Source organism: Streptomyces clavuligerus (genome assembly GCF_005519465.1).
GTDB classification, from domain to species: Bacteria; Actinomycetota; Actinomycetes; order Streptomycetales; family Streptomycetaceae; genus Streptomyces; species Streptomyces clavuligerus.
Map to the genome: position 1 here is coordinate 649,153 of NZ_CP027858.1, position 21,142 is coordinate 670,294.

General features: G+C 74.0%; 20 protein-coding genes. 3 read left to right on the forward strand and 17 right to left on the reverse strand.

Annotation, left to right across the window (positions count from 1 at the left end):
- Positions 1-68: 68 nt before the first annotated feature.
- The 16 genes from CRV15_RS02610 to CRV15_RS02690 form a co-directional block, all read right to left on the reverse strand.
- Positions 69-959, reverse strand: coding sequence for a hypothetical protein (locus CRV15_RS02610; protein WP_003962459.1), 891 nt, complete (start codon positions 957-959; stop codon positions 69-71).
- Positions 960-1,001: 42 nt separating this feature from the next.
- Complete coding sequence (locus tag CRV15_RS02615) at positions 1,002-1,532, reverse strand: hypothetical protein (RefSeq protein ID WP_003962458.1); 531 nt, start codon at positions 1,530-1,532, stop codon at positions 1,002-1,004.
- Between the two features lie 75 nt (positions 1,533-1,607).
- Positions 1,608-2,279 (reverse strand): hypothetical protein, encoded by a 672-nt coding sequence (locus CRV15_RS02620; protein WP_003962457.1) that lies wholly within the window; start codon positions 2,277-2,279, stop codon positions 1,608-1,610.
- On the reverse strand, positions 2,276-2,833 hold the full coding sequence (locus CRV15_RS02625) for a hypothetical protein (RefSeq protein ID WP_003962456.1): 558 nt from the start codon (positions 2,831-2,833) through the stop codon (positions 2,276-2,278). Before CRV15_RS02625 ends, CRV15_RS02620 begins: the two co-directional genes overlap by 4 nt.
- Positions 2,830-4,059: an MCE family protein gene (locus tag CRV15_RS02630; protein ID WP_003962455.1), complete on the reverse strand. Its 1,230-nt coding sequence runs from the start codon at positions 4,057-4,059 to the stop codon at positions 2,830-2,832. The genes CRV15_RS02625 and CRV15_RS02630 overlap by 4 nt, the downstream gene beginning before the upstream one ends.
- The gene (locus CRV15_RS02635; protein ID WP_003962454.1) at positions 4,056-5,249 is read right to left on the reverse strand and encodes an MlaD family protein; all 1,194 of its coding nucleotides are present in this window, start codon (positions 5,247-5,249) and stop codon (positions 4,056-4,058) included. Before CRV15_RS02635 ends, CRV15_RS02630 begins: the two co-directional genes overlap by 4 nt.
- Positions 5,246-6,448 carry an MCE family protein gene (locus tag CRV15_RS02640; RefSeq protein ID WP_003962453.1) on the reverse strand — a complete coding sequence of 401 codons (1,203 nt, stop codon included), beginning with the start codon at positions 6,446-6,448 and terminating at the stop codon, positions 5,246-5,248. The genes CRV15_RS02635 and CRV15_RS02640 overlap by 4 nt, the downstream gene beginning before the upstream one ends.
- The gene (locus tag CRV15_RS02645) at positions 6,445-7,569 is read right to left on the reverse strand and encodes an MCE family protein (protein WP_003962452.1); all 1,125 of its coding nucleotides are present in this window, start codon (positions 7,567-7,569) and stop codon (positions 6,445-6,447) included. Before CRV15_RS02645 ends, CRV15_RS02640 begins: the two co-directional genes overlap by 4 nt.
- Positions 7,566-8,597, reverse strand: a complete 1,032-nt coding sequence (locus tag CRV15_RS02650; RefSeq protein WP_003962451.1) for an MCE family protein — start codon at positions 8,595-8,597, stop codon at positions 7,566-7,568. The genes CRV15_RS02645 and CRV15_RS02650 overlap by 4 nt, the downstream gene beginning before the upstream one ends.
- Positions 8,594-9,829 carry an MCE family protein gene (locus CRV15_RS02655; protein WP_003957712.1) on the reverse strand — a complete coding sequence of 412 codons (1,236 nt, stop codon included), beginning with the start codon at positions 9,827-9,829 and terminating at the stop codon, positions 8,594-8,596. The genes CRV15_RS02650 and CRV15_RS02655 overlap by 4 nt, the downstream gene beginning before the upstream one ends.
- A complete protein-coding gene (locus CRV15_RS02660) occupies positions 9,826-10,629 on the reverse strand; it encodes an MlaE family ABC transporter permease (protein WP_003957711.1) in 804 nt (267 codons plus the stop codon). The genes CRV15_RS02655 and CRV15_RS02660 overlap by 4 nt, the downstream gene beginning before the upstream one ends.
- A gap of 5 nt (positions 10,630-10,634) precedes the next feature.
- Positions 10,635-11,516, reverse strand: a complete 882-nt coding sequence (locus CRV15_RS02665) for an MlaE family ABC transporter permease (RefSeq protein ID WP_003962450.1) — start codon at positions 11,514-11,516, stop codon at positions 10,635-10,637.
- Complete coding sequence (locus tag CRV15_RS02670) at positions 11,513-12,490, reverse strand: ABC transporter ATP-binding protein (RefSeq protein ID WP_003957709.1); 978 nt, start codon at positions 12,488-12,490, stop codon at positions 11,513-11,515. The genes CRV15_RS02665 and CRV15_RS02670 overlap by 4 nt, the downstream gene beginning before the upstream one ends.
- A gap of 44 nt (positions 12,491-12,534) precedes the next feature.
- Positions 12,535-13,563 carry a hypothetical protein gene (locus CRV15_RS02675; RefSeq protein WP_003962449.1) on the reverse strand — a complete coding sequence of 343 codons (1,029 nt, stop codon included), beginning with the start codon at positions 13,561-13,563 and terminating at the stop codon, positions 12,535-12,537.
- A gap of 46 nt (positions 13,564-13,609) precedes the next feature.
- Entirely contained in the window at positions 13,610-15,418 is a 1,809-nt protein-coding gene (locus CRV15_RS35805; RefSeq protein WP_009997980.1) for a DUF6801 domain-containing protein, read from the reverse strand.
- 194 nt (positions 15,419-15,612) lie between these two features.
- On the reverse strand, positions 15,613-16,248 hold the full coding sequence (locus tag CRV15_RS02690) for a hypothetical protein (protein WP_003957704.1): 636 nt from the start codon (positions 16,246-16,248) through the stop codon (positions 15,613-15,615).
- 581 nt (positions 16,249-16,829) lie between these two features.
- Between CRV15_RS02690 and CRV15_RS02695 the strand changes: the two genes are divergently transcribed.
- Both CRV15_RS02695 and CRV15_RS02700 read left to right on the forward strand, forming a co-directional pair.
- Positions 16,830-18,026 carry a PucR-like N-terminal domain-containing protein gene (locus CRV15_RS02695; protein WP_003957703.1) on the forward strand — a complete coding sequence of 399 codons (1,197 nt, stop codon included), beginning with the start codon at positions 16,830-16,832 and terminating at the stop codon, positions 18,024-18,026.
- A gap of 358 nt (positions 18,027-18,384) precedes the next feature.
- A complete protein-coding gene (locus CRV15_RS02700; protein WP_009997979.1) occupies positions 18,385-18,642 on the forward strand; it encodes a hypothetical protein in 258 nt (85 codons plus the stop codon).
- Positions 18,643-18,735: 93 nt separating this feature from the next.
- On the opposite strand, the gene CRV15_RS02705 is transcribed toward CRV15_RS02700, so the two are convergent.
- Positions 18,736-19,179: a YchJ family protein gene (locus tag CRV15_RS02705; RefSeq protein ID WP_003957700.1), complete on the reverse strand. Its 444-nt coding sequence runs from the start codon at positions 19,177-19,179 to the stop codon at positions 18,736-18,738.
- A gap of 114 nt (positions 19,180-19,293) precedes the next feature.
- Here CRV15_RS02705 and CRV15_RS02710 point away from each other — a divergent pair, with 114 nt between their 5' ends.
- Positions 19,294-21,075 (forward strand): hydroxysqualene dehydroxylase, encoded by a 1,782-nt coding sequence (locus tag CRV15_RS02710; protein ID WP_003962441.1) that lies wholly within the window; start codon positions 19,294-19,296, stop codon positions 21,073-21,075.
- Positions 21,076-21,142: the final 67 nt, after the last annotated feature.

A 21,142-nucleotide genomic window follows, 5' to 3' on the forward strand; every position in this document is an offset into this window, starting at 1 on the left:
TGTGCATCGAGGGCGAATCGGGCTTCTCGACCATGGACGCGATCTGTGGACGCGATCCATTTGGCGCATCAGGCGTTCCCGCCGAAGGTGTCGATGCCGGAGATCCGCCAGCCGCCGTCGCCCCGGACGGCGTCCAGCGCGAGCATCGCGGCGGCGGACGCGGTGCGGCTGCGGCCCTTCCCTGCGGTGGCGCTGGTGCTGTTCTGGTCGGCGAAGACGAGGACCCGTGCCCGGTCGCCGTCGACGCGCTCCACCCCGCTGTGGGTGACCGTGGTGGTGAGGACGAGTTTCTGCCGGGGCCCCTCGGCCCGTACGGTGTCCAGCAGCTCCCGGTGCCGGGCCACCGCGCGGCCGGTGAGGTGTTCCCGTACCGCGCGGTCCAGCCGTTCCGGGTCGGTGAAGTCGTACGAGAAGACCGACTCGACCGCGCGGGTGATCCGGCCCTTCAGCTCGCTGGTCCGGCCGACGTCCACGAGCGCCGTGTTCCGGGTGGCGGGCTCCGCGCGGACGGCGTCCGCGCGGGACCCGGCGTACGCGGCGAAGCCGCCGAGCAGGACGGTCAGCGCGCCGAGGACGGCAACGCCCCGGCTGCCCCCGGCCCCCCGCCCGAGGAGCCCGCGCCGCCGGGACCTCCCGGCTGTTTCCGGGCCCGCCGGGTACGGGGTCTCCGTTTCCGGATCAGCCGGAGCCGGGGCGACCGCCCCCCGGGGCACGGAGTCCGGCGCCGCCGCGTCCCGGGCCGTTCCCCCGTGGTGGACGACCGGACCGGCCGACGGATCCGGCGCCGCCGGAGCGTCCCGCCCCGCGCCCGCCGGGTCCGGGATTCCCGTTTCCGGGGCGGCCCCGTCACGGCGGCCGGCCGGGGCGGGCGCGGGCCCCGGGGCCGGTGGCGGGGCGGTCTCCGCGCCGGAGGCGGTGCGGCGGCGGTGGCGGTTGAGGAGGTGGCGCGTGGTGGACATACGGGTGGCGGTTCCTTTCGGGGGCGCGGGGCGGGGGCGGGGTCAGTCGGTCGGCGCCGCGCCGACGGTGGGCTGTCCGAGGGCGCTGAGCTTCCACCCCTCGGGGGTCCGGGTCAGCTCGCCCAGCATCCGGCTCTCCTTGCGCACGGGCTCCGTCTTCGGCGCCGTCACCGTGATCCGCAGCGCGACCAGGACACTCGCCCGGCCCGCCCGGTCGTCCAGCTCGGTCACCGCCCCGGAGACGACCTCCGCGCTGCTGACGGTCCGCGCCCGCTGGATCTGCCGCTCGAACTCCCCCCGGCCGTCGGTGAGCTGCTTCCGCAGCTCACCGGTGGCGGAGTCCTCCCAGGTGTCGAGCCCCCGGGCGAGGTCGCGGTGGTCCAGGGTGTTGAGGTTGAGGATCGCCTGCTCCCCCGCGGCCAGCGCCCGGTCCCGCTCGGCGGCGAAGGCCGCCCCGTCGTCGTGGGCCGCCGCGTACCAGTCCCAGCCGTTCCAGCCCGCCCATCCGGCGGCGCCGACGGTGAGCGCGAGCGCCGCCGCCAGAAGCGGATTGAACCTGCTGCGTGGTGCCATGGTGTCCCTTTCTCCCCCTGCCGGGGTGGTGCGCCTCCCGCGTGGTGCGGGGGCCGTTCGGGGCCTCGCCTCCCGCTAGCGGGAGGCGAGGCCGGTGATCAGCCAGCGTCCGTCGTACCGTTCGGCGGTGACGGTGAGCTGGGCGGCGGTGGTGACGGGCGCCCGGCCGGGGCGCCGCGCCACCTGGTCCAGGAAGACGAGCACCTCGGCCGTGCGGTCGGTGAGCCGGGTGACACCGGTCCGTACGACATGGGTGGTGAGGCTCAGCCGCTGCGCCGCGGCCTCCTTCTCGACCTGGGTGAACAGTTCCGTGTACTGCCGCCGGGCCTTCCCCGCGAGCAGCCGTCCCGCCGCCCGGCGGGTGGCCCCGACGCCGTCGGGTGTGTACGAGAGGACCTGGACGAGGCTGTCGCCGACGGCGTCGGCCACGTGATCGGTGGCGGCGGTGTCGGTGAGGGCCTGATTGCGGGCGGCGGGCGTGTCCCGGAGGCTGTCCGTCCGCATCAGCAGGACGGTGCCGGTGAGGAGGAGGACGAGGACGGCGCAGACGGTGACGGGGGTGCGCCACCTGGGCCCGGCGGCACGCCCCGGACCGTCGGGGCCATCGGGTCCGTCGGGGGCGGCACCGGAAGGCCCGGAGGGATCGGCGGGGCCAAAGGCGTCGGAAGGGGCCGACGGACCGGAAGGGCCGGAGGCGTCGGGGAGGGCGGGGTCCGCCGTGTTCCGCTGCCGGGTGTCGCCGCTCACGCGTCACCGACCGGTACCGCGTCCAGGGACTCCACCTTCCAGCCGTCCGGGGTGCGGGCGAGCGTCGCCTCCAGCCGTTTGCGCTCACCGGCCGCCGCCCCGGCCCGCGCGCCGCCCGCGTCGGCCGGGTCCACCCGGACGGTCGCGATCAGGGTCGCGGTCCCGGCGCGGGTGTCGAGCGCGGTGAGGGCGGCGGCGGTCACGGTGGCCCGGGTCCCCGGTCCCGGCTTCGGGCGCGGGGCGCGCCGCAGCTCCTCGTGGAGCGGCCCGGTGGCGGCGTCGAGCCAGCGGCTCCGGGTGCCCCCGGGGTCCCGGGCGTCCGTCCCGACGAGCACGGCGAGCCGGGTCCGGCCGTCGGCGAGCGCGGCGTCCCGGGCGCGGGCGTGGGCGAGTGACGCGTCGCCCCGGGCGCGGACGTGGTCCCGGGCGGCGACGGCGCAGAAGAGCAGGGCGAGGGCGAGCGCGCCCCCGGCGACGACGGACCGGCGGTTCAGGGCCCGGCGATGCGCAGTCCGGTGATGCGCAGTCCGGCGGTTCACGGCCCGGCGGTTCATCGGCGGCCCTCCCCGGCCGCCGCGCCGACCGGCCCGAGCAGTCCCGCGAGCCCGTCCGGCCCCCGTTCGACGGAGGGCAGGTCCAGCGGCCCCGGGACCACCGGGCGCGGCACGGGACCGCCCCGGGGCACGTTGGCGCTGCCCCGTACGTTGACACCGGTACGGGGGTGCTCGGCGCACCGGGCGGCGGTGTTGGCCCGGCGGGGCGGCGAGGTGTCATCGCCGGGGCGTTCCACCGTGCCCTCGTACCCCTTCTCGCAGGGCAGGGGGGCGAAGAAGGTCAGGGACATCCCGACCCGGCCCTCCCTCCGGTTGACGGCGGTGGCTCCGGCGGCGGTCAGCGGGGGGAGTTTGACGAGCAGTTCCTCCAGGCCGCGCTGGCGGGTGACGGCGATCTGCGCCGGGCTGAGCAGATTGGCGATCACCACGCCGAGTCCGGGTTCGAGGTCGTCGAGGAGGCCGCCGAGCTGCCCGGCGGCCTCGGGCGCCGCCGCGAGCAGGCGCCGCAGATCGCGGTCGGACGCCTTGAGTTCGGCGCCGAGTTCCCTGGCGCCGGTGGCGAAGGCCCGCAGCGAGGCGGCCTGTTCGGTCTGGGTGCGCAGCACGGTCTCGGCGTCGGCGATCAGCCGGGTGGTGACGGGCAGGGCCTTGTCGGCCGCGCGGATGAAGGCGTGCCCGCTGTCGATGAGGGCGCCCAGGTCGTCGCCGCGCCCGGCGAAGGCGGTGCCCAGCTCGTCGACGACGGTGCGCAGCGAGGCGAGGTCGACGGAGGTGGCGAGGTCGTCGATGCCGGTGAGCAGATCGGTGACGGGGGCGGGCACCCGGGTGTCGGCCCGGGCGATCACCGTGCCGTCACCGAGGTGGGGCCCGCCGGTGCCCCGGGGCCGCAGATCGATGTACTGCTCGCCGACGGCGGAGAGGTTGGCGACGACCGCTTCGAGGTCGGCGGGGATCGGCGGGGCGGACTTCTGGATGCGCAGCTCGGCCTCGACACCGTCGTCGGTGAGCCGCAGCGGGCCGACCCGGCCCACGGAGACACCCCGGTAGGTGACGTTGGAGTGGGTGAAAAGCCCGCCGGTGCGCTCCAGTTGGACCCGGACGACATAGTGGTCGCGGATGCCGATGTGATGGCCGAGGTCGGCGTAGCGGACCCCGACGAAGCCGAGCACCAGGACGGCGATGACGAGGAAGGCGAGGTTCTTCAGCCGGATGGCGGGGGTGATCACTGCTGCCTCCCCGGGGTCGAGGACACGGCCGGGAGCGGCAGGGGGGTCCTGGCCCGCCGCTCGTCCGGTCCGGCGGCGGTGGCCGGACGGGGCGGGGTGAGGGCCGGGATGACCTCGGTGCCGGGCGCGGCGGCCAGTCGGAGGTACGCGTTCAGATAGTCGCCCTTGATGCCCTTCAGCACCTCGTCGGTGAAGGGGTAGGTGAAGAGCACCTGGAGCGAGTCGGGCAGGGCGCGGCCGGAGTCGGCGAGCGCGGTGAGGACGGGGCCGAGGGCCTTGAGGTCGGCGACGGTGTCGTCCTTGCTCCGTTCGACGGTGTCGACGGCGACGTCGGAGAGGGTGTCGAGGGCGCGGAGCATGGTGATCAGGGAGCCGCGCTGTTCGTCGAGGACCTTCAGACCGGGTGAGACCCCGGTGAGGACCCGGCCGATCTCGGTCTTGCGGGCGGCGAGGTTGGCGGCGAGCCGGTTGACCCCGTCGAGCGCGGCGGTGATGTTCTTCTTGTTGCGGTCGAGGCTGGTGACAAGGGTGTCGATGCGCCGGAGCACGGAGCGCACCCGGGGCTCCCGGCCGCCGATGGCCTGGTTCAGTTCGGTGGCGATGTTCTTGATCTGGTCGATGCCGCCGCCGTTGAGGAGGAGGGAGAGGGCGCCGAAGACCTCTTCGACCTCGGGGTTGCGGTTGGTGCGGGAGACGGGGATGGTGGCGCCGTCGCGCAGCCGCCCGGCGCCGCCGGACGCCGTGACGGGGGCGGCACCGGGACCGGCGCCGGTCAGCGGCTCCCCGGGTTCGCCCGGCCGCCCCGGGCTCCCGGTCGCCGGGGGCGGGGTGAGCTGGATGTACTTCTCGCCGAGCAGACTGGACTGTTCGAGCTGGGCCCAGGCGTCGGCGGGCAGCCGCACCGAGCCGTTGATCCGCAGGGTGACCCGGGCGGTCCAGTCCTCGCGGTCGAGCCGGATCCGGGTGACCCGGCCGACGGCGACGTCGTTGACCTTGACGGCCGACTGCGGCACCAGGCTCAGCACATCCGCGAACTCGGCGGTGACCTCGTACGGGTGGCTGCCGAGGTCGGCTCCGCCGGGCAGGGGCAGCCGGTCCAGGCCGGTGCCGCCGGGCAGCGCGGAGCAGCCGCTCAGGACGAGGGCCACGGTCAGGGCGAGGGCGAGGGCGGGGGCCGGGGCGCGCCTCATCGGGTGCCTCCCGGCCGGGTGCCCGCGGGGTCCGCGGCGCTGTCGTGGACGGGGCCGACGGCCGGCAGGGGCAGTCCGGGCGGCGGGGCGGCGGACCGGGAGCCGGACGCGGGGTCCCGCGCGGCGTCCTGGGGGCTCCGGGGGCTTCGGGGGGTGATCTCCCGGAGGTTCGCCCGGCCGTTGAGGGTGCGGTTCTCGCGGTCGTAGAGGTTGAGGGCGTTGCCGACGGCGACCGGGGCGACGTCCAAGGCCTCCGCGAGCGAGCGGCGCTGGTCGACCAGGGCCCGGGTGAGCGGGACCAGGTCGTCGACGCTCTCCCTGAGTCCGTCCCGGTTCTCCTCGATGAAGCTCTTGACCAGGCGCAGCGCGGTCCCCAGCTCCCGCAGCGCGGCGGACAGGTTCTCCTTGTCGTCGGCGAGGAACCCGGTGACGGCGGCGAGCTGCCGTTCGGCCCGTACCACCGTGCGGTCGTTCCGCTGGAGCATGGCGGTGAAGGTCTGGAGGTGTTCCAGGGTGGTGAAGAGGTCGCCGCTGCTGCGGTCGAGGGTCCGGGCGGCCCGCGCGAACTGGTCGATGGAGTCGCCGATCGCCCGGCCGTTGCCGTCGAGGTTCTCGGCCCCGACCGCCAGGAGCCGGGTCAGGGCGCCGTCGGCGTTGGCGCCCTCGGGGCCGAGGGCGGTGGTGAGTTCGGTGAGGGAGGCGTAGAGCTGGTCGACCTCCATCGGCAGGGCGTTGCGTTCGGCGGGCAGTACCGCTCCGTCGGTCAGCCGGGGCCCCCCGGTGTAGGCGGGCGCGAGCTGGACATAGCGGTCGGCGACCACGCTGGGGGCGACGACGACGGCGTGGGCGTCGCGGGGGACCTCGATGCCGTCGTCGACCAGCAGGGTGACCCTGACCCGGTCTCCGACGGGTTCGACCGCGTCGACGGTGCCCGCCCGTACGCCCAGGATGCGGACGTCGGAGCCCTCGTAGACGCCGGTGGCCCGGGTGAAGTAGGCGGTGACGCGGGTGGCGCGGGCCTCGTCGAGGGCGATGGCCCCCCAGATCCCGGCGGCGGCGAGGACGGCGAGCGCGACGGCGATGGCGGGGACGCGGGAGCGGCCCGCGGGCCACCACCGCACCGGTTTGTCCGGTCGCTCCCGGACGGGCCGGGTCGTCAGCAGGATGTGTATCCGCCGCCGCAGCGGGGCGCGGGTCATCGGGTGCCTCCCCGGGGTCCGGGCGTGGGGGCGCAGGGCCGGTCGGGGCTGCCGGGCGGCAGATAGTACTCGGGGGGCACGAGGCCGCAGACGTACACATCGAGCCAGCGGCCGTTGCCGACGGCGTTGTTGACGAGCCGGTAGTAGGGACCGGCGAGGCGCAGCGCCTCCTCCAGGCTCTCCCGGTTGCGCACCAGGACGGCGGTGACGTTGCGCAGCGAGGTGAGGGCGGGTTCGAGGTGTTCGCGGTTGTCGCGGACCACTCCGGAGAGTTCCTCGCCGAGGTCCCGGGTGCCGGTGAGCAGCCGGTGGATGGCGTCCCGGCGGGCGCGGATCTCGTCGAGCAGCAGGGTGCCGTCCTTGAGCAGGGTTTCGACGCTGTCCTCCTTGCCCGCGAGGGTGCGGGTGAGCCGTTTGCTCCGGGAGAGGAGTTCGGCGAGCCGGGTGTCGCGTTCGGCCACGCTCCGGGAGAGTGCGGCGAGTCCGGTGGCGGCGGGGCGGACGTTCGGGGCGGAGTTCTCGAAGGTGTCGGCGAGGGCGCGGAAGCTCGCAGCGAGCCGGTCGGTGTCGATCTCCCCGATGGTCTCGCCGAGTCCGGTGAACGCCTGGGTGACGTCGTACGGGGAGGTGGTGCGGCTGGTCGGGATGGGGGTGCCGGGGTCCTGGGTCCGGGCGCCGAGCGGGTCGACGGCCAGGTACTTCTCGCCGAGCAGGGTCTTGATGGCGATGGCCGCGGTGCTGGCGTCGCCGATCCAGAGGTCCCCGGCGCGGAAGCGGACCCGTACCACGCCCCGGTGGAGGGCGACGGAGGTCACCTCGCCGACCTTCACTCCGGCGACGCGGACCTCGTCGCCCTCGGTGAGCCCGGCCGCCTCGGTGAACTCGGCGGTGTAGGTGGTGCCGCCGCCGAGCGCGTCGACGTTGTAGGCGCCGACCCCGATGAGGGCGAGCAGCAGCAGCCCGGCGAGGCCGACGGCGACGGGGTTGCGCTCCCGCAGGGGCCGGCGCAGCCACGCGGGCAGCCGTACGGCCCGGGGGGCGGTGGCGGACCCCGCGAAGGGGTCGGGGGCCGGAGCGGCGCCGGATTCGGGGGTCCGGCCGGGTTCGGGGGCAGGGGTCATCCTCGGCACCTCGGGCTGGTGACGGCGATGCCGGTGGGCGGCGGGCTGCCGTCGTCGGTGGTGACCCCGGTGACCTTCAGCTCGCAGAGATAGAGATTGAGCCAGGAGGCGTACGAGGTGAGCACCACGAGCGAGCGCATCTTCTGGGGGGTCTTGCGGAGGAAGTTCTCGATGGCGGGGCGGTGGTCGTCCAGTTGCCCGGTGAGCCGGCCGAGTTCGCGGATGTCGCGGCGCAGCGGGGCGCGCGCCTCGTCGAGGAGTCCGGCGGTGACGGTGGTCAGCGCGCCCATCGCCTCGGTGGCCTCGCCCAGGGGCTTGCGGTCGGCGGCGAAGCCGGAGACCAGTCGGCGCAGGGTGACGATGAGGTCGTTCAGGCCCTCCTCCCGTTCGTTGACGGTGGCGAGCACGGTGTTCAGCCGGGTGATCACCTCGCCGATGACCCGGTCCTTGGCGGCGACGGTGCCGGTGAGCGAGCCGATGTGCCGGATGATGCTGTCGACGGTGCCGCCGTCGCCCTGGAGCACCTTGACGATGGACCCGGCCAGCTCGTTGATGTCCTTCGGGGAGAGCCCTTCGAACAGGGGCTGGAAGCCGTTGAAGAGCTGGGTGAGGTCGAGTGCGGGCGTGGTGCGGTCCAGGGGGATGGTGCCCCCGGGCGGCAGCGAGGCACCGACCGGGCCGGTTCCGCGGTCGAGGTCGATATAGCGCTGGCCGACCATGTTCAGATATTTGATGGAGGCGGTGGCTGAGGCAGGCAGGCCGCGTCCCCTCTGCACGGAGAAGCGGACCTCGGCCACCCGCCGGTCGGCCACCTTCACCGCGTCGACCTGGCCGACCTTCACCCCCGCGATCCGTACGCTGTCGCCGGGGATCAGCCCGGTGACATCGCTGAAGCGGGCCCGGTACGAGGTGGTGTCGCCGACACCGGTGTTGGCGATGGAGAGCGCCAGCACGGTGGTGGCCAGCGTGGTGACGAGGACGAAGACCAGCGATTTGGCCAGCGGGGCGGCGAGGGAGCGGCGGCTCACTTGAGCCTCACCTCCGTTCCCCGGTAGAGGGGTCCGGTCAGGACGGTGCTCCAGTCGGGGAGTTCGTCCGGCGTGGTCCCCAGCCCGGGGGCCATCAGTTCATTGACCAACCGGGCCTCCTGGGGCGAGTTGGGCAGGCCGAGCCCGGGGGCGGAGCGGACGGCGGGCGCGGGGAGGCTCGTGTAGGGCGCGGAGTAGCAGCGCGGGCCGCGGCCGCCCGCCGGGTGGCGGGGCAGGTCCTTCGGATAGCGGTAGGCGCCGAGGGAGCGCACCGGGTGGAGGTCCACATGGAGTCCGGGACGGTCGGTGCCCTTGCCGAGCGCCTTGTCCATGGCGGGGACGAATCCGGCCAGGGTGCGCAGGGTGCAGGGGAACGCGGGCGAGTGGCGGGCGAGGAGTTCCAGGGTGGGGCGGCTGACGTCGGCGAGCCGGATGAGCTGCTCCCTGTTGCGCCGCAGGAAGGCGGTGAGCTGCCGGGCGGTGCCGGTGGTGGTGGTCTGGAGGGCTTCGAGCGAGGCGCGTTCACCGGCGAGGGTGGAGCTGGTGGTGGCGAAGTCGCTGAGCGCGCGCACCACGTCGGGGGCGGCGTCCGCGTAGAGTTCGCTGACCTCCACGAGCCGGGCGATGTCCCGGTTGAGCGCGGGGAGCTGCGGATTGAGGCGGCGCAGATGCGCGTCGAGGGTGGTCAGGGTGGTACCCAGTTTCTCGCCGCGCCCTTCGAGGGCCTGGGAGACGGCGGTCAGGGTCGCCGACAGCTTCTCCGGTTTGACGGCGGTGAGCAGCGGCAGCAGATGGTCGAGGACCTGTTCCAGTTCGATGGCGTTGCGGGAGCGGTCCTGGGGGATGGTGTCCCCCGCCTTCAGGCTCCGTCCGGCGGACGGGTCCGCGGGGGGTACGAGGGCGACGAACCGCTGACCGAACAGGGTGGTCGGCAGCATCTGCGCGGTGACGTCGGCGGGGACGCGGTGGAGTTCGCCGGGGCGGATGGCGAGGGTGAGCCGGGCACCGTCGCCCTCGGCGCGGATGGAGCGGACGGAGCCGATGACGACGCCCCGCATCTTGACCTCGGCGCCCCGGTGCATCTCGTTGCCGGTCGAGCCGGTGAGCAGGGTGACGGTGACGTCGTCGCTGAACTCCTTCTCGTACACGGCGACCGACACCCCCACCAGCAGGGCGGGCACCAGCAGGAAGACGACTCCGGCGAGCCGCAGTCGGAGCCGTTTCGCGTTCATCCGGCCACCTTCACCGTTGTGGTCGCGCCCCAGATCGCCAGCGACAGGAAGAAGTCGGTGACGCTGATGAGCACGATCGCGTTCCGTACGGAGCGGCCGACGGCCACGCCCACCCCGGCGGGTCCGCCCTCGGCGCGGAAGCCGTAGTAGCAGTGGGCGAGGATCACCATCACGCTGAAGATCAGCACCTTGAGGATGGAGAGCAGGACGTCGTCCGGGGAGAGGAAGAGCTGGAAGTAGTGGTCGTAGGTGCCGGTCGACTGGCCGTTGAAGACCACGGTGATCCAGCGGGAGGCGAGATAGGAGCTGAGCAGCCCGATCGCGTAGAGCGGGATGATGGCGACGACCCCGGCGATGATCCGGGTGGTGACGAGGTACGGCAGGGAGCGCACGCCCATCGCCTCCAGCGCGTCGACCTCCTCGTTGATCCGCATGGCGCCGAGCTGGGCGGTGAAGCCCGCGCCGACGGTGGCGGAGAGGGCGAGCCCGGCGACCAGGGGCGCGATCTCGCGGGTGTTGAAGTAGGCGGAGACGAAGCCGGTGAAGGCGGAGGTACCGATCTGGTTGAGGGCCGCGTACCCCTGGAGGCCGACGACGGTGCCGGTGAAGAGGGTCATGGCGACCATCACCCCGATGGTGCCGCCGATGACGCCGAGGCCGCCGCTGCCGAAGGCGACCTCGGCGAGCAGCCGCTGCACCTCCCTGAGATAGCGGTGCAGGGTGCGGGGTATCCACAGCAGCGCCCGGAGATAGAAGGCGAGCTGGTCTCCGGAGCGTTCCAGCCAGCGGAGCGGGGACATGGGGCTCAGCCCCCCTTCGCGGGGACGACCTGGAGATAGATCGCCGTAATGATCATGTTGACGAAGAACAGCAGCAGGAAGGTGATGACGACGGACTGGTTGACGGCGTCGCCGACGCCCTTGGGGCCGCCGCGCGGGTTGAGGCCCCGGTGGGCGGCGACGACCCCCGCGATGAAGCCGAAGACCAGGGCCTTGAACTCGCTGATGTAGAGGTCGGGGAGTTGGGCGAGGGCGGAGAAGCTGGCGAGATAGGCGCCGGGGGTGCCGTCCTGCATGATCACGTTGAAGAAGTAGCCGCCGAGGGTGCCGACGACGGAGATCATGCCGTTGAGCAGGAAGGCGACCAGCATGGTGGCGAGGACCCGGGGCACCACCAGGCGCTGGATCGGGGAGACGCCCATGACCTCCATGGCGTCCAGCTCCTCACGGATCTTGCGGGAGCCGAGGTCGGCGCAGATCGCGGAGCCGCCCGCGCCCGCGATCAGCAGGGCCACGATCAGCGGGCTGGCCTGCTGGATGACGGCGAGGACGCTGGCCCCGCCGGTGAAGGACTGGGCGCCGAGCTGCTGGGTGAGGGAGCCGACCTGAAGGGCGATCACCGCGCCGAAGGGGATGGAGACCAGGGCGGCGGGCAGGATCGTGACGCTCGCGACGAACCAGAACTGCTCGATGAACTCCCGCAGTTGGAAGGGGCGGCGGAAGACCGACCGGACGATCTCGGCGGTGAGGGCAAAGAACCGGCCCGTCTCGTGCAGCGGGGCGAGCGCCCGCAGCGGTGGGCGCGGGGAGCCCTGCGCGGCCGGGGCCGCTGCCGGGGGCCCGGCGGGAGCGTCCCCGGCGGCGGGGCCCGGGGGCCCGTCGGGAGCGGGCGGGCGGGGCTCGGTCACCGGGCCGCTCCTTCGCCCGCCGCCGCGTGGCTCCGCTCGATCGCGATCCGCGCGGCCTCGGGCAGCCGGTCCAGCATGGACAGGACCCGCTCCCGCCGCCGCCGCACCGCCTTGCGCTCCGGCAGCCCCGGCGAGGGTTCGAGCTGGGGCACCAGCGGGCGGGGGGCAGGGGGCGCCGCGGCTCCCCGCTCCTTGGCGAGCGTCGCGGCGTCCTTCTCCTCCGACATCCCGATCGGGCCCTCCCTGCGCCCCCCGAGGAACTGCGCGACCACCGGTTCCTCGCTGGTGAGCAGCACCTCCCGGGGCCCGAAGGCGACCAGTCCGCGACGGAAGAGCATGCCCATGTTGTCGGGGACGGTGGCCGCGATGTCGAGGTTGTGGGTGACGATCAGCATCGTGGCGTCGATCCGGGCGTTCAGGTCGATCAGAAGCTGGGAGAGATAGGCGGTGCGGACCGGATCGAGGCCGGAGTCGGGCTCGTCGCAGAGGATGATCTGCGGGTCGAGGACGAGCGCGCGGGCGAGCCCGGCCCGTTTGCGCATCCCGCCGGAGATCTCACCGGGCAGTTTCTCCTCGGCCCCGACCAGGCCGACCAGGTCCATCCGCTCCATCACGATCCGGCGGATCTCCGACTCCTTCTTGCGGGTGTGCTCGCGCAGCGGGAAGGCGATGTTGTCGAAGAGCGTCATCGAGCCGAAGAGCGCGCCGTCCTGGAACATCAGCCCGAAGACCTTGCGGGCCTCGTAGATGTCCCGCTCGGAGCCGCCCACCATGTCGACGCCGTCGACGAGGACCCGGCCGCGCTCGGGCTTGATCAGCCCGATGACCGATTTGAGGAAGACGGTCTTCCCGGTGCCGGAGGGGCCGAGCATGACGCTGACCTCCCCGGCGGGCAGCGTCAGCGTGACGTCCTGCCAGATGTTCTGCTCACCGAAGGACTTGGTCAGCCCCTCGACGACGACTTCGATTCCCATGGCGCCTCCCGCTGCGCTCGTTGACGACGACGGCCGCGGTCGGGCTAGGGCAGCACGGCGGAGTGCCGGAACCGGGCGAGCTGCCGTCCGGCGTCCGGGAAGTACAGACCGGGCGCGTTCAGCGCGCCGTTGTGGGTGACGGCGGCGTCGAGCACCAGGCTGTTGCGCCCGGCGGGCGACGGCAGCCCGGTCTTCAGGTCGAGCGCGCCGCTGAGGAGGCCGAGCGCGCCGCAGCCCCGGGCCCGGGGGACGGCGAAGGTACGGTCCTCCTGCGCGGTGCCGGTGAGGGCGAAGCGGACCATCTCGCCCTCCTCGTCGGGGGTTCCGTCACCGCGGAACAGCTCGACGCCGAAGGCGGGCGCGACGGCGTTCCGCGGGCGCAGCACGATCGGGTCGGCGGCGGAGCCGATGAAGCACTGGGAGCCGAGGAACGGGTTCCGCAGCCGAATCCGTACCGGCAGGGTGACGATGGGCTCCCCGGCCGAGAGCCCGGCGGTCAGGCTGAAGCCGGTGGGGGCGCCGACCGATTCGACGGTGGCGGTGACCCGGTTGAGGCTGTTGTCGGTGAGCAGCCGGCAGATCTCCGTGACGACGGGGAGGTTGCCGGGGCACATCAGGCCGAGCAGTCCGCCGGGTATCTCGGTCGGCGCCCCGACGATCGATCCGGCCGGGGGCGGTACGACGGTGAATGTCTGGCTGGTGGTGTGGTAGACCACCCCGAACTGGAGGTTGTTGGCCCCGGTGCGGGCGGTGGTCCTGCCCAGGGTGATGCTGCCCCCGGCGGAGACCGAGGAGACACAGCTCGCGACGGTCTCCTCGCCGTCGGCGGCGAGCATCGCGGGGTCGTCGACGGGACAGCGGCCGAAGGGCGCCCAGTGGCCGTTGAGCCGTGCCTCGTCCGTCCTGGCCCCGCCCGGGTGCGCCGCCGCGGCCGCCGGGGGCGCGGCGGCGGCGTGCGCGGGTGCCGGTGCTGCGGCGGCGAGGGGCAGCGCCGTCACCGCCGCGGTGAGGGCGGCGAGGACGGCGGTGCGCACCCGGCGGGCGGCCGGGTGTCCCTGCGGGGCGATTCTCATGGTGTCCCTCGATCGTGTCGGTCCCGCCCGGTGCGGCGGCGACGGCTCAGCGCTCCGGCTTCGGCACCTTGACGGGCTCATGCCCGGGTGTGCAGAACTCGGGGTCGGGGCGGGGGTTGCCCGAGGAGCAGGGCGCCCCCTGCACCTGTTTGATGTAGTTGCCGGGGCCGGAGACAGCGGCGGTGAGGAGCGGGTCGAGATCCTCGCCGACGCCGCAGCCGGTGAACGGCGGAATGGTCACGGTGCCGTCGAGGACCCCTCCGGTGACGAGCTGGTAGCCGTCGCCCGGCCCCTTCAGCACACCGGTGAGCACCACATGGTCCCGGGTGTCCCGCGCCGGGTCGGGGTCCTTGGAGTACAGGGGCCCCCGGGTGCGGCAGTTCGGCCCCACGTCCAGCGGGACGCCGTTGACCTCGACGTCGTACAGCCGCAGGGAGAGCGCCACCCGGGCCAGCGTGGTGCCGGTGGACGGCAGGAGCAGGATGTCCGTGTCGATGGTCATCGTCCTGAGCTGGGTCAGCTCCATCGTGGCCGTGGTGGGCACCCCGCCGAAGCTGAGGAAGGTGGCCTTCGCCGGGGGCATCATCCGCTTGCCCCGGTAGTCGAGTTCCCCGGTGGCGTGCTGGAGCAGATGGAAACCGTCGGGCCGTTCGACGATCTCCTTGAAGGCGTCGACGAGCTGGACGCAGGCGAGGGGGAGCCGGGCCGCGCCGTCGAGCTTCTCGACGTTCGAGAAGCCGGTGACATAGGCGACCAGGGCCAGTTCATCGACGGTGTCGCCGACACAGCGGGGCGGCCGGGCGGCGCGCTCCCCGGGCAGCGGCTCGATGACGAGGGTGCCCGGTCCGCCGCCGGTCGCGGGGGCGGGGTCCTGCTCGCGGCCGGGCGGCGGGGCGGTGCCGTCGGCGCCGGTGATCCGGACGGTGGCGAGGGGCGGCTGCGGCGACTGCGGCTCGCGCGGGGAGCAGGTCACGGGGAGGGCGGCCGGTTTCGCGGGGGTGCCGTCGGCGGTGAACGGGGTCAGCTCCAGGGCCAGCGTGCCCGGGGTGAGGGTGAGTTCTCCCGCGCCGGAGGCGGTGACGGCGGGCACGGGGCCGCCGAGGGTCAGCTCCAGCGGCGGACCGGGCGGAGCGGTGGGGCGGCCGGGCGCCGGGGCGGAGGGGGACACGGGGGGCGTGGGCGCGGTGGCGGACGGGGTACCGGTGGCCGGGGCCGTCTCCCCGGCCGCTCCGCTGGGTGCGCCGGGCCCGGGGCCCGCCGGGCCCGCCGCGCCGCCGGTCCCGCCGGTCGCGTCGGTCCCGCCGTCCGGGCCTGTCCGGTCCGGCCCGCCGGGCCCGCCCGTGGCGTCCGTCCCCCCGGGCGCGGCCGACGGCGTTCCGGGCGTCCCGCCGGACGCGGCACCGTCGTTCCCGGGCGCGATCCGTACGGGGGTGTCCGTGCGGCCCGTCCAGACCGCGTCGGCCGGGCGCCCGCCCTGGGCCGCGGCGACCGCGAGCCGGCTCGTCGCCCCGACCGTGACGGCGCCCCGTCCGGCGAGCGCGGTCCGCGACGCGCCCGGGAGGGTGACCGTGACCGTCACCCCCGTGGCCAGGACCGGCTCCCCGACCCGGCCCCGCGTCGGCAGGGACGCCCTGATCCGCACCCTCGCCGGCACCGTCGCCGTCGCCGGTCCCGGGGACAGCTCCGGGGGGAGGGCGCAGACCCGGTCCACCGTCGTGTCGTACCGCACCGGGGCGGCCCCGTCGCTCTCGGCCCGCGCGCCCGGGATCACCCCGGCGAGCAGCACCACCACGGCGGCCAGCGCCCCCCGTACGGTCCTCGGGGAACCACCGTTCCCCCCTGGGCCGCGCACCATACGACTCCCCCTCGGCACTGTCCGCACCGTCCGTGCTGCTCGGGCTGCTCAGGCCCTTCGGTCTGCTCCTCGCGCTTTTCCCCGCGCTTTTCCCCGCGCGGCCCGTGCTCCGCGCGCGGCCCCACGCGGGAAATCGCACGGCGGGCCCGGACGGCCGCCGTGCGATCCCCTTCGGTCCGTCGCGCGGCGTCCGGTCAGACGCCGACGACGGTCGGGCTGGTGGTGCCGCCCACCGGGCCGATGACCTTGTAGCTGCCGGTGAACGTCGGGTGGGCGCCGTTGGGTATGAGCGTCCCGCAGCCCGCGCTCGCGTTGACGACGGTGAGCTGACGGGTGGCGTTGTTGGACACGGTGAGGGTGCCGGTGGAGTTGGCGTAGGTGATGTGGACCTCACCCACGACATCGAAGGTGCAGGTCAGCACCGTCAGGGTGGCGTTGACCCCGGTGATGTAGCCAGTGGTGAGACCGGCCGCGTGGTCGGTGCCCATCAGCCGCCAGGGCGGGTTGGTCTTGGCGACCGGCCGCACCTGGCCGAGCGGGCTGGTGCAGGGCCGGGCCGTGGTGCCGAAGGCGGCTGTCGCGATGTTGCCGATGTGCGCGGGGTTGCCGGTCGCGCTGAAGAGCGTGCCACCGGCGGTGGCGGTGGGACAGGTCACCCGGATGTTGTTGAGGGTGAGCGCGGTGTTGGTCGACGACGCCGCGAAGGTCACGGGCGAAGTGGGGCCGACCGTCCAGGTGGTGGGTGCCGCCAGGGCGGGGGCGGCGGTCAGGGCGAGGGCGGCGGTGGCCCCGGTGAAGGCTAACGCGGCTTTGGCGAGGGAGTTGCGCACGGAAGGTTCCTCCGAATTCGTCGGTGATCCCGCACTGCTTGCGACGCGTTCCACCACGGATGTGGGGGGAGCGGTGGTTCGCGGCACGACCGAATCCCGTCGACGCGTCCCATGGGAATCGGCCACCCGGCATGTGTGACGCCGCCAGACGTTACTTGCGGGAAACATGGCGCACAATCCCGCCGTTCATGATTCTCCCGAGGAGATTTTTTCCTCGTACCGGAGTGAGTGGTTCAGTACTGCTCCTTTGTCATTGTGTGCGCAATTCCGCTGCCGGGGGCCGTTTCCCCGGGAACGGCCGGAACGGGTCCTGTCACCCGCCGACAGTGCTCCGGCGCGCGGCGGCGCCATCGCCGCGGCGCGCCGGGCCGCCCGGGCCGCGCCCCGGTGCCGCGCGCCTCCGCGGGGCGGGCGCGGCACCGCGTCGCACCCGCCGGAAGCGGCCCTCTGCGGAGCTTGGCCAAAAACGCTCCCCGGGCCCCTCGGCCGTATTCCGCGAAGTGGTGTCCTCCGCTCCGGGGTTGGTCTATGTTCAACCAGCCGAGGCGAGGGGAGAGCGCGGACACGGGAGGGGGACAGCCATGCGGGGAACCGTCGGCCCGTCGGAGACCGGGGAGGCGCTGGGGCCGCTGCCCCAGGAGTTCGCGGCGATCATCCGGCCCGAACTGCCCGGACTGATCAAGGAAATAGGCGTCGAGGTCACCCGGGCCTATCCCGAATACGCCCGGCTGCTCAACGGGCCGTTCGGACACGGCATCCGGGTCGGCGTCGAGCAGAGCATCTCCGTCTTCGTCGACCAGGTGGCCGAGCCCTCCGCCCCGTCCACCCTGCGCGACGAGATGTGCCGCAGATTCGGCCGCTACGAGGCGTACGAGGGGCGCACCCTCGACAGCCTCCAGGGGGCCTACCGGCTGGGCGCCCGGATCGCGCTGCGCCGGGCGCAGAAGGTCGGCCGCAGCTACGACCTCTCCCCCTCGACGATGCTCGCCTTCGCCGACGCGCTCTTCGCCTATGTCGACGAGCTGGAGTCGCTGTCCCGCGAGGGCTATCTGGAGGTGCGCTCCCGGGCCGGGGAGCAGCATCAACTGCTGCGCCGCCGACTGCTCCACCTGCTGCTCGCAGGGCCGCCCGTGCCGCGCACCGCCGTCGCCGAGCTGGCCGACCAGGCGGCGTGGCCGCTCCCGGCGCAGGTCACCCTGGTGGCCCTGCGCTCCCCCGCCGTCCTGGAGCCGGGCGATCTGCCCCCGGACGTGCTGGCCGACCTCGGTGATCCGCAGCCCCATCTGCTGGTGCCGGGGCCGGTGGACGAGGCCCGCCGGGGGGTGCTGGAGCGGGCCCTGCTCGGCAACCGGGCGGCGGTGGGCCTCACCGTCGCCACCGCGGACGCCCATGACTCCATCCGCTGGGCGCGGCGCACCCTGGAGCTGGTGGACAGCGGGGTGGCCGCGGACGGTCCGCTGGTGTTCAGCGCGGACCATCTGGTGTCGCTGTGGCTGCTCGCGGACCCGGGGCTGCTCGACCAGCTCGCACGGCGGGAGCTGGCCCCGCTCGCCGCGCTCACCCCGTCCCGGCGCGACCGGCTCATCGACACCCTGCGGATCTGGCTCGACACCCGGGGCACCGCGGCGCGGATGGGCGAGCTGCTGGACGTCCATCCGCAGACGGTGCGGTACCGGATGCGGAATCTGGACACCATCCTGGGCGAGCGGCTGCGGGACACCGACCGGAGGTTCGCGATCGAGGTGGTGCTGCGGGCGCTGCGGCTGCGGGGCCGCTGAGCGCCGCCACGCGCCGGGGCCCGGCCGCCACCGGGGGTTCCGCCGCTCCGGGACGGCCCCTTACCACCGGTCCCACTCCGGCGACAAGCCCCGGGGTGATCGATTCGGGTGCGGCGGGGCCCCTCACGTATCGTGAACCGTCGTGCTGCCCCAGTCGGCAGCGGACGGAACCGGGCGCACGGTGCGCGCGGTCGCCTCCACCGAACCGTCGGTCCTCCCGGCCCGCCGGAGACCGATGTGTCTTTCCGCACCTTTCCGTCGAACGCCGATCCGTTCCGCCGTGTAGGGAGTGGTAGGGGCTGTCGGGGCACCCGACGGCTCCCGGAGAGCAGAGCTGGAACAGAGAAGGGTCCGCGCCGTGATCCCCACACCCCTCGTCCCCGTACCCATTCCGGACCGCGTCGCCGTCCTCATCGGCGCCTGTATGCCGGAACGGGTGCTGCGGGCGGAGATCGAGGCGGAGTGCGCCGTACGCGAGGTGCACCGCTTCCACGGGCCGCTGTGCGACGAGGACCGGGCCGACCGCGAGCAGGCCCTGTCCCAGCTCGCACGGGCCAACAAGGTGCTGGGGGCGTACCACCCGCGGCTGGTCATCGGCCCGCGCCGGCCGCGCTGAGCCCCCCGTCCACCGACCGCCCGGCCGACCCGGCCGCGGGGCCGGTCCGCCGGTCCCGGTGGGACGCGGGGCCCGGTGGGCCGGGCGGGGCCCTCACTCGATGAAGGTGCCGTCCACATACACCCAGGCGCCGCCGACCCGCTCGAAGGTGCTGCGCTCGTGCAGCTCGCCCCGCTGTCCGTGGTGGCGGTAGCGGGCGCGGAACGTCACGGTCCCCGTGGCGTGGAAGGCGCTGCCGTCCGTGGTGGCGACGATCTCCAGCCCGCTCCACCGCATCGCCGGGTCCAGCTCCAGGGCCGGGGGCCGGGTGGCCGGGTGCCAGGTGCGCAGCAGATAGGCGGTGTCACCGGCGACGAAGGCGCTGTAGCGGGAGCGCATCAGCGCCTCGGCGGTGGGGGCGCTCTCCCCCGTCCGGTCCCCCGCGTGGAAACGCCCGCAGCAGGCGCCGTAGGCGGCGGGCAGCCCGCAGGGGCAGGGCGAGGCGGCGGTGAGGGCGGGGGCGGCGGAGCGCTTCGGGCGGGAGCTGCGTCGGGACATGGAACCATTCTCGGCCATTGCGTACCTGAGCCGCCCGGCACCTTCCGGGACCGGGGCGAGATCCGTATGCTCCTGATCCGCACATGACAAGTTACTCGCGGTAAGGGGCGGCGGATGGCAGATACGGGCAGCACACGGCGGACCTTCGTGGCCACGGCCGCCGCCGTCGGCGCGGCGGCGGCGGGGACGGCGGCGTCCCCCGCGGCGGCGGAAGCCACCGGCCGGGCGGGCGCGGCGGCACGGCCGTCGGTGGCCGTGCTCGGCGGCGGGGTCGCCGGGCTCACCGCCGCCCATGAGCTGGCCGAGCGCGGCTTCGCGGTCACCGTCTACGAACGCCGGGCCCTCGGCGGCAAGGCCCGCAGCATGGGGGTCCCCGGCAGCGCCCGGGGCGGCCGGGGGGAGCTGCCCGCCGAACACGGCTTCCGCTTCATCCCCGGCATCTACCACAACCTGCCGGACACGATGCGGCGCATCCCGTTCCCGGGCAACGCGCGCGGCGTCTGGGACAACCTCGTCGCCCCGTCCGAGATGTCCATGGTCCGCACCGGCGGGGAGGATCTGCGCTTCCCCATCCCCTGGTCCGGCCACCGGCCACCGGGCCTCACCCTGGACGACATCCGGCGGGCGCTGACCGCGCTGGCGGAGACCTTCGTCTCCGTCCCCGCCCACGAGACGGCGTACTTCGTCAACCGGATGCTGATCTTCTTCACCAGTTGCGACGAGCGGCGCGACGGGCCCTGGGAGGACCGCACCTGGTGGGAGTTCACCGGGGCTGACCGGATGAGCCGCGACTACCAGCGGCTGCTCGCCGTCGGGATCACCCGGAACATCGTCGCCACCAAGGCGGAGGAGGCCAGCACCCGCACGGTGGGCACCCTGATGGAGGCGTTCATCCTCAACGGCCTCGGCCGGGGCGCCGACGGCCCCGTCGACCGCGTCCTGAACGCGCCCACGAACGACGCCTGGATCGACCCCTGGGTGACCCATCTGACCTCCCTCGGCGTGGAGTTCCGGATCGGCTGGACGGTACGGGAGGTGCTGTACGGCGCCGGGCGGGTCACCGGTGCGGCCGTCACCGACCCGGACGGCGCCCGCCGCACCGTCACCGCCGACCACTACATCCAGGCCATGCCCGTGGAGCACGCCCGGCGCACCTGGGGGCAGGCGCTGCGCGCCGCCGATCCGCAGCTCGCCCGCTGCGACGGGCTGCGCACCGACTGGATGACGGGCATCCAGTTCTATCTGACCGAGCGCGCGCCGATGGTCCACGGCCATATCAACTGCGTCGACTCGCCCTGGTCCCTGACGGGCATCCAGCAGGCCCGGCACTGGCCCGGACACGACTTCCCGGCGGACTTCGGCGACGGCACCGTCGTGGACTGTCTCTCCGTCGACATCTCCGAGTGGGACAACCCGGGCGTCCTCTACGGCCGGACGGCCAAGCAGTGCACCCCGGACCAGGTGGCCCGCGAGGTGTGGGCACAGCTCAAGGCGGCACTCAACGACACCGGCCGCACGGTGCTCAAGGACAGCGCCCTGCACTCGTGGTACCTGGACCCCGGGGTGTCCGGGCTCGGCACCCCCCACCCCGTCAACGAGGACGAGCTGCTGATCCACCCGGTGGGCACGCTGCGGCTGCGGCCCCAGGCCGTGACCCGTGTCCCCAATCTCTTCCTCGCCGGGGACTATGTGGCCGTCGACATCGACCTGGCGACCATGGAGGGCGCCAACGCCTCCGCCCGCGCGGCGGTGAACGGTCTGCTGGACCGGGTGGGCTCCCCGGCCGGACGGTGCGTGATCACCCCGCTGTTCCGGGCGCCGGAGCTGGAGGCGGCCAAGCGCCACGACCGGCTGCGGCTGCGGATGGGGCTGCCGAACCTGCTCGACCTGGGCTGATCCGTACGAGAAGAAGACGGGGACGGCGGTGTGCCGGAGGACACACCGCCGCCTCCCGTGCCGCCGG